Here is a 12350-nt window from a genome sequence, read left to right on the forward strand (position 1 = left end):
TCCGGTTTGCCGTGTCAGTGGAGGCGCATTATAGGGAACGGCTCAGATAGCGCAAGTGCAAATTGAGACTTTTTTACTGACCGTTCATTTCGCACTCAAAAGGAGTATTAAATAAGCAAAAACCCCTCAAAAGGGCAAAAAAAAACGGGCCAGAGGCCCGTTTTTCATTCCACACCTTACTGATGTGCAGTAATGATGTTGTTCTCCACATCCATTTCGATGGTTTTGCCTGGCACCAGCGAACCGGCAAGGATCTGCTGAGCCAGCGGGTTCTCGATCTGCTGCTGTATCGCACGTTTCAGCGGACGTGCACCGTAGACCGGATCATACCCGTTCTCCGCCAGCAGTTTGATCGCATCATCAGAGATGTGCAGCTGATAACCCCGTTCATCCAGACGTTTGTACAGCCGCTGCAGCTGAATCTGCGCAATGGACGCAATATGTTTCTCAGCCAGCGGATGGAACACCACCACCTCATCAATACGGTTGACGAACTCAGGACGGAAATGCTGTCCGACCACACCCATCACGATATCTTTCATTTCCGGGTAACTGAGATTGCCGAACCGCTCCTGGATTAAATCTGATCCCAGGTTGGAGGTCATAATCACCACGCTGTTACGGAAATCGACCGTCCGGCCCTGCCCATCCGTCAGACGCCCATCATCCAGCACCTGCAGCAGAATGTTGAAGACATCAGGATGCGCTTTCTCTACTTCATCCAGCAGGATGACCGAATAAGGCCGACGGCGCACAGCTTCGGTCAGATAACCGCCCTCTTCATAGCCGACGTAGCCCGGAGGTGCACCCACCAGCCGTGATACTGAGTGTTTTTCCATAAATTCAGACATGTCGATACGAACCATCGCATCGTCACTGTCGAACAGGAAATTAGCCAGCGCTTTACACAGTTCGGTCTTACCGACCCCGGTTGGCCCCAGGAACAGGAAGGAACCGATAGGCCGGTTTGGATCAGAAAGGCCTGCGCGACTACGGCGAATAGCATTTGATACCGCCTCAACCGCTTCATCCTGTCCGATGACCCGGCCATGTAAGTCCTGCTCCATGCGCAGTAACTTATCGCGCTCACCTTCCATCATTCGTGCGACCGGAATACCGGTCCAGCGTGCCAGCACATCGGCAATCTCCACATCGGTTACCCGGTTACGCAGTAACTTCATGGTCTTGCCTTCCGCCTGAGTCGCTGCGGCTAACTGTTTTTCCAGTGCCGGAATTTTACCGTACTGCAGCTCTGACATCTGAGCGAGGTCACCCTGGCGACGTGCCTGCTCTAAATTCAGACGCGCCTGCTCAAGTTCCGCTTTAACGTTCTGCGTGCCGGACAGCGAGGCTTTCTCTGTCTTCCACTCATCTTCCAGCTCGGCATATTCGCGCTCTTTCTGGTTGAGCTCGGTTTCCAGCATCTCAAGACGCTTGATGCTGGCATCGTCCGCCTCTTTCTTCAGCGCCTGCTGCTCCAGCTTCAGCTGAATGATACGGCGCTCCAGGCGATCCAGTGACTCCGGCTTCGAGTCCATCTGCATACGAATGCTGGAAGCTGCCTCATCGATCAGGTCAATCGCTTTATCCGGCAGCTGCCGGTCAGCAATATAACGATGAGACAGGGTCGCCGCCGCGACAATCGCCGGGTCAGTGATCTGCACATGGTGATGCAGTTCATAACGCTCTTTCAGACCACGCAGAATGGCGATGGTATCTTCCACACTTGGCTCAGCCACAAAGACTTTCTGGAAACGACGCTCCAGCGCGGCATCTTTTTCAATGTACTGGCGATACTCATCAAGCGTAGTGGCACCCACACAGTGCAGTTCACCACGCGCCAGCGCAGGTTTAAGCATATTGCCGGCGTCCATCGCACCGTCCGCTTTACCGGCTCCCACCATGGTGTGCAGCTCGTCGATAAACAGAATGACGTTGCCTTCCTGTTTCGACAGGTCACTCAGTACGCCTTTCAGACGCTCTTCGAATTCACCGCGATATTTCGCCCCGGCCACCAGCGCACCCATATCCAGTGCCAGTACCCGACGTCCTTTCAGACCCTCAGGCACTTCACCATTGATGATGCGCTGCGCCAGCCCTTCGACAATCGCGGTTTTACCTACGCCAGGTTCACCAATCAGTACCGGGTTATTTTTGGTACGGCGCTGCAGAACCTGGATGGTGCGGCGAATCTCTTCATCACGACCGATGACCGGATCGAGTTTGCCCTTCTCTGCCCGCTCGGTCAGGTCGATAGTGTATTTTTTTAAAGCCTGGCGCTGATCTTCAGCCCCCTGATCGTTCACGTTGTCTCCTCCCCGCATCTGTTCAATCGCACTGGTGATTTTTTCACGCGTTGCGCCCGCTGCTTTGAGCAGATCGGCCAGTGAGCCCCGTGATTCCAGCGCGGCCAGAACAAATAATTCGGATGAAATAAAGTTATCGTTGCGCTTCTGCGCCAGCTTGTCGCACAGGTTTAATACCCGGACGAGGTCAGATGAGGGTTGTACATCGCCTTCGCTGCCCTCAACTTGTGGCAGGCGATCAATAGCCTGCTCAACCTGAGCGCGAAATGGCGTAACGTCGACACCGGCCGAAGTCAGTAAAGGTGAAACCGATCCGCCTTCCTGTTTGAGCAATGCGCTCATCAGATGCAGAGGTTCAATGAATTGATTGTCGTGTCCCAGAGCGAGGGACTGCGCGTCGGCGAGAGCCAGTTGAAATTTGTTAGTAAGACGATCCAGACGCATAATTCCTCCCATTACAGGTCAAAATGCTACTGGAGATTAAATGAGGTCATCCCTCAAAATTTCAAGGTTAATGACCTGAGATTTGAGTAAAAAATACGCTAACTGGACCGTCTTATGGCGTAAGGTTATAACAGCCAGATCAAAGTTGCCATACGCCCGGTGATCCCATCGCGGCGGAAAGAGAAGAAATCGTCGCGCTGCGTAAAGGTACAACGGCTGCTGGCGCTGACTGAATTCACGCCCGCTGCCTGCAGTCGCATCCGCGCCAGCAGGCCGATGTCGGCGTAAAAGCGGTCACCTGATGGACGGAAAGCCTGCACAGCCCGGGGATCCTGAGCCATAAAGGCCTGACGCACTTCGGCACCGACCTCAAACGCATCAGGTCCGATTGCCGGTCCAAGCCAGGCATGAATCTGATCAGGTGGCGAACGAAACTGCGCCAGCGTATTTTCCAGTACACCCGCACAAAGTCCGCGCCAGCCTGCATGTGCCGCCGCCACTTCCGTGCCATCCTGCGAACAGAACAGGACCGGAAGACAGTCAGCGGTCATGATGGCGCAGACGACGCCGGGCTGATCGGTAATACAGGCATCAGCACGTAATGGCGTACTTCCCCCTGCAGCCAGACGCACAACCTCAGTGCCATGAACCTGATCCAGCCACTGCGGCATGGCAGGCAAACCCGCCTCTTCCATCAGCAACTGCCGGTTACCCGCCACCGCATCCGGATTATCCCCCACGTGCCCGCCAACATTCAGTGCATCCCAGGGCGATGTGCTGATGCCGCCCTGTCGCTGCGTCGAGCAGGCCCGAACGCGTGACGGAGCGGGCCATTGAGGAGTAATCAGATTCATCACCAATTCAACTGGTCTTTAAATTCTTCAGTGTCTGCTTTTAACGCCGCGATTAGATCAACCATGTCCTGCGGAAGCGCAGCATGGAATTCCATTTCAATCCCGCTGATAGGGTGATAGAGGCGCAACATCGTGGCGTGCAGTGCCTGACGATCGAAACCGCGCAGCGTAGTAATAAATGCCTCTGACGCGCCTTTTGGCGGACGCGGACGGCCACCGTAAAGCGGATCGCCCACCAGCGGATGACTGATGTGAGACATATGCACACGGATCTGGTGAGTACGACCGGTTTCCAGACGCAGGCGCAGACGGGTATGGGCCCGGAAGTGCTCCATGATGCGGTAATGAGTGACCGCCGGTTTACCCATTGGGTGTACCGCCATGTGAGTGCGTTTAGTTGAGTGACGGCTGATAGGCTGCTCAACGGTGCCGCCCGCAGTCATATTGCCAATCGCAACCGCTTCATATTCACGGGTGATTTCGCGACGCTGCAGCGAGTCCACCAGATGCGTCTGAGCCGGAACGGTTTTCGCGACCACCATTAAACCGGTGGTGTCTTTATCCAGGCGGTGTACGATGCCCGCGCGCGGCACATCCATAATCGCCGGATAGTGATGAAGTAAAGCGTTTAATACCGTGCCATCCGGATTACCGGCGCCAGGGTGAACCACGAAGTCGCGTGGTTTGTTGATGACAATAATGTCTTCATCTTCATAAACGATGTCGAGTGGCAGATTCTGCGGTTCCCAGCGCTGCGCCTCCTCGATCTCAGCGTCAATCGCGACCAGCTCGCCGCCCAGCACTTTTTCTTTGGGTGTATCGACCATGACGCCGTTTACAGTAACGCGACGATCGAGGATCCACTCTTTTATGCGAGAACGTGAATAATCAGGGAACAATTCCGCCAAAGTCTGATCTAAACGTTGTCCGAGTTGTGATTCGGATACCGTTGCGGTGAGTTGAACTTGTTGTGCCATATACAGCTTCTTCGTTAACGTTGGGTTTTCACGGCGATGCCGTTTAATATAATGTGCTATCGTACCTGGTCATTACCGGGAGCTATACGGACAGCTTCCGCCATAACATTTGAGGATAATCACTTCGTCATGACGCGTATGAAACATCTGGTGGCTGCTGCCACACTGAGCCTGGCACTTGTTGGTTGTTCCGGCTCAAATGACGCGGTACCGGACAGCCCGCCTTCTGAAATCTATGCTACAGCGCAGCAAAAGCTGCAGGACGGTAACTTTAAAGCTGCGATTAAGCAACTGGAAGCGCTGGATAATCGTTATCCGTTCGGTCCTTATTCGCAGCAGGTGCAGCTGGATTTAATCTACGCGTACTATAAAAATGCCGATCTGCCCCTGGCGCAGGCTGCCATTGCTCGCTTTATGCGTCTGAACCCCACGCATCCGAACATTGACTATGTCATCTATATGAAAGGTCTGACGGACATGGCGCTGGATGACTCCGCGCTGCAGGGCTTCTTTGGTATTGATCGTTCTGACCGCGATCCGACGCACGCTCGTGATGCTTTCCGCGACTTCTCCCAGCTGCTGCGGAGTTACCCGAACAGCCAGTATGCGGCTGATGCTCAGAAACGCCTGGTCTATCTGAAAGACCGTCTGGCTAAATATGAGCTGTCAGTGGCGCAATTCTATACTAAGCGTGAGGCTTATGTCGCGGTTGTTAACCGTGTCGAAGGTATGATGCGCGATTATCCGGATACGCAGGCAACACACGATGCTCTGCCGCTGATGGAGAATGCTTACCGCAATCTGCAGTTGAACGCTGAAGCCGATAAAGTGGCGAAAATCATTGCAGCTAACAAAAGCTGATAGTCAGACAGATTTCCAGCCATAAAAAAAGCAGCCTCTCAGGGCTGCTTTTTTTTGCTCACAGAACAGTCAGATTTGGATCTGATCTCAGCGAGCTAACTCATCAAGCATGCCGTGTTAATCGTTTCGCTTCAAGCCATTTCGGCCAGTTTCTCTGCCTTTCTCACAGAATGTTGTGACTGACAAAAAGTGACATTTTTTCGTGATCGAAATCCCACATTGAACGCTTTTTCGCGCTATGCTGAGAAGACCAAGACGGAAATGACAGAGAGGTAAGAACGATGATTCTGAACATTACCAGTAAACAAATGGACATCACTCCGGCAATCCGAAGCCATGTCGAAGACCGTCTCGCCAAGCTCGAAAAATGGCAAACCGACCTGATTAATCCGCATATTGTCCTTTCCAAAGAGCCCAAAGAATTCGTGGCTGACGCCACTATTAACACACCTAACGGGACTCTGGTGGCCAGCGCCAAGCACGATGATATGTATACCGCTATCAACGATTTGATTGCCAAGCTCGAGCGTCAGCTGAATAAAGTTCAGCACAAGTCTGAAGCACGCCGCGCCAGTGCCAGCGTGAAAGACATCATTCCCGCCGACGAAGAGTCCTGATTTTCTTAACGCTGTTTCTTAACGCGCCTGCGGGCGCGTTTTTTATTGACAGCTTTTAAGCAGTACGGTTACTCTCAGGTCACTCTCTTTTCGGACATTACAATGAAATCTGATCTGTTTTTCTTCGCTTTCTTTTTTACCTTCCCCTGAACGGGAGGCCATTCGTCGTGTGAAAATGAAAGCGAAGACGAACACCGAAGCCTCCCAACCGGGAGGCTTTTTTTTTGGATAGCATACAGGTGAGCCCTATGAATCCCGATAATCCATTGCTGGCGCTACGCGATAAAATCAGCGCCGTGGATAAAAAACTTCTGACGCTGCTGGCCGAGCGTCGTTTGCTGGCAGTGGAAGTTGCACAAGCGAAACTGGCGACGCATCGCCCGATTCGGGATGTGGAGCGCGAACGCGCGCTACTGGAAAATCTTATCGTGCTGGGTAAGGCACACAACCTGGATGCGCACTACATCACCCGTCTGTTCCAGCTGGTAATTGAAGATTCCGTGCTGACTCAGCAAGCGCTGCTGCAAAAAAACCTCAACCATCCCCATGCGCATGCCGCCCGTATCGCCTTCCTGGGCCCGAAAGGCTCTTATTCGCATCTTGCAGCACGTAACTACGCGTCGCGCCATTTCGATAGCATGGTGGAGTGTGGCTGCCTGAAGTTTCACGACATCATCAAACAGGTCGAAAATGGCGTAGCTGATTACGCCGTGATGCCGATTGAGAATACCAGTTCAGGCTCTATCAACGATGTCTACGATCTGCTGCAACAGACCAGCCTCTCAATCGTGGGCGAGCTGACATTGCCTATCGACCACTGCGTGCTGGTGAATGGCCCCACCGATCTTCAGCAGATTGAGACGGTTTACAGCCATCCTCAACCGTTCCAGCAGTGCAGCCAGTTTATTAATCGTTTCCCGCACTGGAAAATCGAATATACCGAGAGTACCGCGGCAGCGATGGAGAAAGTGGCTGCGCTCAACTCACCTAAGGTGGCGGCGCTGGGCAGTGAAGCCGGTGGCGAACTCTATCAGTTGCAGGTGCTGGAACGTAATCTGGCGAATCAGCAGCAGAACCACACCCGCTTTATCGTGCTGGCCCGCAAAGCAATCGAGGTTTCTGACCAGGTGCCAGCGAAAACCACGCTGATTATGGCAACCGGCCAGCAGGCGGGTGCGCTGGTCGACGCGCTGCTGGTACTGCGTCAGCACAACCTGATTATGAGCAAGCTGGAGTCCCGCCCGATTAATGGTAATCCGTGGGAAGAGATGTTTTACATTGATGTTCAGGGCAACCTGCAATCGGAGCGGATGCAGCAGGCGCTGCAGGAATTACAGACCATGACCCGCTCTCTGAAGGTACTGGGCTGTTACCCCAGCGAAAATGTGGTGCCCGCTGAACCTGGCGAATAAAAGAAGAAAAAAAGGCATCCAACTGGATGCCTTTTTCATTGATGGATGGCTGTCATTTATGGGCGGCTGTCATTGGCCGATCGCAGCAGGCTTCGGCTTTCGACCAGGAAACGTTTTGCGTGATCGCCAAACCACTGTTCAACCCGGTTAAAGCTGGCGATAAACGCCTGCTTATCGCCCTGCTCCAGCAGTGCAATCGCTTCACCAAACCGCTGGTAATAGCGTTTTATCAGCGCCAGATTACTCTCTGAAGACATGATGATATCCGCATAGAGCTGCGGATCCTGAGCGAACAACCGCCCCACCATCGCCAGTTCCAGCCGGTAAATTGGCGACGAGAGCGCCAGCAGCTGATCCAGATTGACGTTCTCTTCGGCTAAATGCAGACCATAAGCGAAGGTAGCAAAGTGACGCAGCGCCTGAATGAATGCCATATTCTGGTCATGCTCAACAGCGCTGATACGATGCAGACGCGCACCCCAGACCTGAATCTGCTCCAGGAACCACTGATACGCTTCCGGTTGTCGTCCATCACACCAGACCACCACCTGTTTTGCCAGGCTGCCGCTGTCCGGGCCAAACATCGGATGCAGACCCAGCACAGGCCCGTTATGGGCAGCCAGCATCGCCTGCAGAGGCCGGTTTTTGACCGACGCCAGATCGACCAGAATACAATCTTCCGGCAGTGGTGGCAGTTGGGCAATCACCTGCTCGGTCAGGTGAATCGGCACGCTAATGATCACCATTCCGGCATCGCTTAGCAGAGTCTCAGCCTGAGGCCAGTCCTCTTTATCCAGCGTTTTAACCGTATAGCCAGATAGCCCGAGCATTTTTTCAAACAGCCGGCCCATCTGGCCCTTACCACCGACAATGACCACCGGGCGCAGTTCAGGACAGAGGGTTTTAAAACCTTTGTCATTCTCGCTGGTATAGGATTCCCGCATCACGCGACGCAGCACATCCTCAATCAGATCCGGTGGTACGCCGAGTGCTTCGGCCTCTTTGCGACGCGAAGCCAGCATCGACGCTTCACGCTCAGGCACATAGATAGGCAGGCCGTAACGGCTCTTCACCTCACCTACCTCGGCCACCAGTTCCAGTCGCTTAGCCAGCAGGTCAAGCAGCGCTTTATCTACACTGTCAATTTGATCGCGTAACGCGGTCAGTTCAGCCACCATTGCTCTTACACCTCTTGTGACAGACGCGCCGACAGCACTCCCTGCAGATCCTGATGCATTTCACGCAGCAACGTTTCGGTCACTTCCCAGTTGATGCATGCATCGGTTACGGAAACGCCATACTTCATTTCGCTGCGTGGCTGCTCAGAAGACTGGTTACCTTCATTGATATGGCTTTCCAGCATCAAACCAATGATTGAACGGTTCCCGTCTTTGATCTGCGCAATAGCGGATTCCGCTACGCCAGGCTGACGGCTGTAGTCTTTGTTCGAATTACCATGGCTGCAATCTATCATTAAGGCTGGACGCAGTCCCGCCTTGAGCATCTCTTTTTCACACTGCGCGACATCTTCAGGACCGTAGTTCGGCGCTTTGCCGCCACGCAGGATCACGTGACCATCCGGATTGCCCTGAGTCTGCAGCAGGCAGACCTGACCGGCCTGATTAATCCCGACAAAACGGTGTGGCATTGCGGCTGCACGCATGGCGTTGATTGCCGTTCCCAGACTGCCATCGGTGCCATTTTTAAAGCCTACCGGCATCGACAGGCCCGAGGCCATTTCACGGTGCGTCTGCGATTCAGTGGTACGGGCGCCAATGGCAGACCAGCTGAACAGGTCGCCCAGATATTGCGGGCTATTAGGATCCAGCGCTTCAGTGGCCAGAGGCAAACCCATTTCAACCAGGTTCACCAGCAGCTGGCGCGCAATGTGCAGACCCGCTTCCATATCAAACGAGTTATCCATGAAAGGATCGTTGATCAGCCCTTTCCAGCCGACGGTGGTACGAGGTTTTTCAAAATAGACGCGCATCACGATAAACAGCTGATCTTTCAGCTGTTCGGAAAGGGTTTGCAGACGACGAGCATATTCCAGTGCCACTTCGGTATCGTGAATTGAGCAGGGTCCGCACACTACCAGCAGACGCGGATCGCGGCCGGCAATAATGTCAGAGATGGTCTGGCGCGACGCCGCGACCTGATCCTGCTGTTCGGTGGTCAGTGGAAACTTCGCTTTCAGCTCTTCAGGCGTGATTAATACCTGTTCACCGGCGATATGCACATTGTTCAGCGCGTCTTTTTGCATGATGGCGATCCTTTGGCTCGTATTGGCAGTCATGGACTCCTCACTGAGGAATGCAAATACTGTATCACAGACAATACATAGCGCAATATTATATGTACACCTTTATTACCACGGATCAAGCAAGGCGCGAAATACACTTAAAATACCCAATAAAATCATAGAAATAATTCAAGCCCTGCCCACAAAAAACCAAACTCATATGTAAAAATAAGTTTACAGTCAAGGTTATTGCTTTTCTGCTACCCACATGCAGAATAAAAAAATCATTCTGTTCGCGCTGAGAGAGTTATGCGCCCATCACCACAAAATATTTATCTGCGACCTTTTGAGCTCAGCGACGTATCTGCGTTTACCACTGCGGTTAACGCCTCTCTGGACAGCCTTATCCCGTGGATGGTCTGGGCGCATCACGATTATCAGCCGCATGAAGCAGAAAGCTGGATCCGCTTTACCCACTGGCAACGGATGAAAGAGGAAGCGGAAGAGTTTGCCATCGTTGATCAGCATGACCAGCTGCTGGGGGGCGCAGGAATACGCTTTGCCCGTCATCCGGGTGACATCAGCGCAATTGGCTACTGGGTTCGCAGTGATGCCCAGCGTCAGGGAATCGCCAGCCGCGCGGTAGCCGCGTTGCTGCCGCTGGGGTTTTCACGCCCAGAGACCCGGGTGATTGAGATTCTGGCAGCAGAGGATAACCTGGCCAGTCGGGGCGTGGCTGAGAAGTGCGGTGGTCAGTTCATTGGCTGTCGCTATGGCCTGATCGTATTAGAGGAGGGGCCGGTTAATACCGCGATTTATCATTTTCAGCGGCCGGACGCCTGTTACCTATAGGCAGCAAGGCTGGCAGTGACATAAAAAAAGGGGCTGGCAGATGCCAACCCCTTGTTTGCTATTAACTTTTAGATGTCGCGTTAGCGATACCTTAGTTAAGACGCTTTTTCAAGACACCATTGATACATAAGCTATTTATTTATAAAACAGTTAGTTAGCTATATATCTGGTGCAACCAAATGCGAGCACGTACAAGCTGGGTAGTCAATTTGTGGACATTAAACTTGTCAGAGGATTAAGCGCCGCCGCTTCTTCTAAATGGTCTGGAGCAAAATGAGCATACTTCATGGTTTCACGGATGTTAGCGTGACCGAGTATTCTTTGAAGCACCAGAATGTTGCCACCGTTCATCATAAAATGGCTGGCAAAAGTGTGCCGTAGCACATGGGTCTTCTGACCTTCTATAAGCTGGATAGTAGTAGTAGCCAGCATCTTCTTGAAATCCTGATAGCATGGCTTAAACATCCTGCCCTGCCGTTCCTTTAGCTCGTCATAAAGCCATGCCTGGATAGGAACCGTTCTGTTTTTACCGCCTTTAGTTTTAAAGAATGAAAGTTTATTAGGTGATAGCTGTGAACGGGTCAAGGTTTCCGCTTCAGTCCAGCGCGCGCCAGTAGCCAGGCAAACTTTGCATATCATCTTTAAGTCTGGCTTTCCGTAAAGCTCGCAGCCATTCAGAAGTTCTGTGATCTGCCTTAAGGTAAGCCAGGACATTTCCTTTTCGTCTTCCCGGAACGTCCTGACACCTTCCAGTGGGTTAGGTAAAGTCCATTCCCCTAATCGCTTCAGTTCATTGAAAACAGCGGCAAGATAGTTTTGCTCTCTGTTGACAGTAATAGGCTTTACTTTCCACTTTGATTCATCGTCGTGATAGCCATTAGAAATTTTACCTTTCAAGCGCTGGTCACGATAATGCGCCCAATCTTTTGCCGTCAATTGAGAGGCTATCGGATCACCTAGTCCGGCACACACAATATCTAATTTAGCCTTACGAGATTTGACGGCCTTGAGCGACTGCCCATGCAGAGAATCCCAGAGATTTATCAGCTCACTAAGCTTGCGGCGATCCTCCTTCTCTTTTATCCACGGTTTGTTTCCGGCCTCAGCGCGCGTGTAATCTTCAAAAGCTACCGCTTCACCTTTTGTCGCAAAGCTTTTCCTGACACGTCGACTGCCGCGCCCATCTAAATAAAAATCAGCTATCCATTCACCAGAAACAAGTTTCTTTATTGCCACCAAATCACCTGCTGTTTTTCAATTCTTGAACAAATGCGGCTAAACCGGGATTTCCTCTGTCGGAATAGCAACAAGCGCGGAATGACTCAGCCCACTGATAACCATCGTTCTGGAATAAATCATCTGAATTGTCAATGCCAGCATATTGGCTTGAAAGTTTTAAAGCTTTTTCTCTGCTAAGAGAAAAAGTGAATGCGTATTTAGGAGCAGGTGTATATTTATGGGTTTGAACATCTAATTCTCTAGGTAGCACAGTTACTTTGATCGTATTAGCTGGAGTCTGAAACAACACTCGGTAAGCAGCGTAGACAGCTGCTTTATTAGCCTCATACTTAATATTTCTTTCAACGTCACCTTTGAAGATGGTAGGTAAAATTTGTACATGCAAAGGTTTTTTGCTCAGAACCTTATAAGAGCCGTTCTCTGGTGGATAGTCATTGTGATCTTCCATCATGGCTTTCGAATCTTTGAACATCTCAGGAGCAGCCCAAGCAGAGTGAGCAAAGGCAGCAAAACAGCAAATTGTGAGAGCTATTTTAATTTTCATAA

At 51.9% G+C, this 12350-nt stretch carries 12 protein-coding genes and 1 other annotated feature; of the genes, 5 read left to right on the forward strand and 7 right to left on the reverse strand.

Annotated features, from left to right (window positions below):
• Positions 1 to 176: 176 nt before the first annotated feature.
• From clpB to rluD, 3 genes are all read right to left on the reverse strand, one after another.
• Entirely contained in the window at positions 177 to 2762 is a 2586-nt protein-coding gene (clpB, locus tag FOV68_RS21975; protein ID WP_186289770.1) for an ATP-dependent chaperone ClpB, read from the reverse strand.
• 113 nt (positions 2763 to 2875) lie between these two features.
• On the reverse strand, positions 2876 to 3604 hold the full coding sequence (gene yfiH, locus FOV68_RS21980) for a purine nucleoside phosphorylase YfiH (RefSeq protein ID WP_143790309.1): 729 nt from the start codon (positions 3602 to 3604) through the stop codon (positions 2876 to 2878).
• Positions 3604 to 4581 carry a 23S rRNA pseudouridine(1911/1915/1917) synthase RluD gene (gene rluD, locus FOV68_RS21985; RefSeq protein WP_010248442.1) on the reverse strand — a complete coding sequence of 326 codons (978 nt, stop codon included), beginning with the start codon at positions 4579 to 4581 and terminating at the stop codon, positions 3604 to 3606. The genes yfiH and rluD overlap by 1 nt, the downstream gene beginning before the upstream one ends.
• A gap of 129 nt (positions 4582 to 4710) precedes the next feature.
• Here rluD and bamD point away from each other — a divergent pair, with 129 nt between their 5' ends.
• The 4 genes from bamD to pheA all read left to right on the forward strand — a co-directional run bounded on the left by bamD (position 4711) and on the right by pheA (position 7471).
• The gene (bamD, locus tag FOV68_RS21990; protein WP_010248444.1) at positions 4711 to 5442 is read left to right on the forward strand and encodes an outer membrane protein assembly factor BamD; all 732 of its coding nucleotides are present in this window, start codon (positions 4711 to 4713) and stop codon (positions 5440 to 5442) included.
• A gap of 281 nt (positions 5443 to 5723) precedes the next feature.
• Positions 5724 to 6059, forward strand: coding sequence for a ribosome-associated translation inhibitor RaiA (gene raiA / locus FOV68_RS21995; RefSeq protein WP_003849030.1), 336 nt, complete (start codon positions 5724 to 5726; stop codon positions 6057 to 6059).
• 101 nt (positions 6060 to 6160) lie between these two features.
• Positions 6161 to 6285, forward strand: a sequence feature (Phe leader region).
• Positions 6162 to 6209: a pheA operon leader peptide PheL gene (pheL, locus tag FOV68_RS24190; protein ID WP_193586062.1), complete on the forward strand. Its 48-nt coding sequence runs from the start codon at positions 6162 to 6164 to the stop codon at positions 6207 to 6209. It overlaps the preceding feature by 48 nt.
• A gap of 22 nt (positions 6286 to 6307) precedes the next feature.
• On the forward strand, positions 6308 to 7471 hold the full coding sequence (gene pheA / locus FOV68_RS22000) for a bifunctional chorismate mutase/prephenate dehydratase (protein ID WP_010248448.1): 1164 nt from the start codon (positions 6308 to 6310) through the stop codon (positions 7469 to 7471).
• A 56-nt stretch (positions 7472 to 7527) separates the two neighbouring features.
• On the opposite strand, the gene tyrA is transcribed toward pheA, so the two are convergent.
• Positions 7528 to 8649, reverse strand: a complete 1122-nt coding sequence (gene tyrA, locus FOV68_RS22005; RefSeq protein ID WP_010248465.1) for a bifunctional chorismate mutase/prephenate dehydrogenase — start codon at positions 8647 to 8649, stop codon at positions 7528 to 7530.
• 5 nt (positions 8650 to 8654) lie between these two features.
• Positions 8655 to 9734 (reverse strand): 3-deoxy-7-phosphoheptulonate synthase, encoded by a 1080-nt coding sequence (locus tag FOV68_RS22010; protein ID WP_031594468.1) that lies wholly within the window; start codon positions 9732 to 9734, stop codon positions 8655 to 8657.
• Positions 9735 to 10022: 288 nt separating this feature from the next.
• Here FOV68_RS22010 and FOV68_RS22015 point away from each other — a divergent pair, with 288 nt between their 5' ends.
• Positions 10023 to 10565: a GNAT family N-acetyltransferase gene (locus tag FOV68_RS22015; RefSeq protein ID WP_031594469.1), complete on the forward strand. Its 543-nt coding sequence runs from the start codon at positions 10023 to 10025 to the stop codon at positions 10563 to 10565.
• A gap of 204 nt (positions 10566 to 10769) precedes the next feature.
• On the opposite strand, the gene FOV68_RS22020 is transcribed toward FOV68_RS22015, so the two are convergent.
• Complete coding sequence (locus FOV68_RS22020; RefSeq protein ID WP_143991548.1) at positions 10770 to 11801, reverse strand: tyrosine-type recombinase/integrase; 1032 nt, start codon at positions 11799 to 11801, stop codon at positions 10770 to 10772.
• 4 nt (positions 11802 to 11805) lie between these two features.
• Positions 11806 to 12348, reverse strand: a complete 543-nt coding sequence (locus tag FOV68_RS22025; protein WP_143991549.1) for a hypothetical protein — start codon at positions 12346 to 12348, stop codon at positions 11806 to 11808.
• Positions 12349 to 12350 lie beyond the last annotated feature (2 nt).

The organism is Pantoea sp. paga (genome assembly GCF_007558755.1).
GTDB classification, from domain to species: domain Bacteria; phylum Pseudomonadota; class Gammaproteobacteria; order Enterobacterales; family Enterobacteriaceae; genus Pantoea; species Pantoea agglomerans.

Excerpts from the sequence above, each read along its gene's own strand:
- clpB (WP_186289770.1), bottom strand. The coding sequence starts at position 2,762 with ATGGGAGGAATTATGCGTCTGGATCGTCTTACTAACAAATTTCAACTG.
- yfiH (WP_143790309.1), bottom strand. The coding sequence starts at position 3,604 with ATGAATCTGATTACTCCTCAATGGCCCGCTCCGTCACGCGTTCGGGCC.
- rluD (WP_010248442.1), bottom strand. The coding sequence starts at position 4,581 with ATGGCACAACAAGTTCAACTCACCGCAACGGTATCCGAATCACAACTC.
- bamD (WP_010248444.1), top strand. The coding sequence starts at position 4,711 with ATGACGCGTATGAAACATCTGGTGGCTGCTGCCACACTGAGCCTGGCA.
- raiA (WP_003849030.1), top strand. The coding sequence starts at position 5,724 with ATGATTCTGAACATTACCAGTAAACAAATGGACATCACTCCGGCAATC.
- pheA (WP_010248448.1), top strand. The coding sequence starts at position 6,308 with ATGAATCCCGATAATCCATTGCTGGCGCTACGCGATAAAATCAGCGCC.
- tyrA (WP_010248465.1), bottom strand. The coding sequence starts at position 8,649 with ATGGTGGCTGAACTGACCGCGTTACGCGATCAAATTGACAGTGTAGAT.
- FOV68_RS22010 (WP_031594468.1), bottom strand. The coding sequence starts at position 9,734 with ATGCAAAAAGACGCGCTGAACAATGTGCATATCGCCGGTGAACAGGTA.
- FOV68_RS22015 (WP_031594469.1), top strand. The coding sequence starts at position 10,023 with ATGCGCCCATCACCACAAAATATTTATCTGCGACCTTTTGAGCTCAGC.
- FOV68_RS22025 (WP_143991549.1), bottom strand. The coding sequence starts at position 12,348 with ATGAAAATTAAAATAGCTCTCACAATTTGCTGTTTTGCTGCCTTTGCT.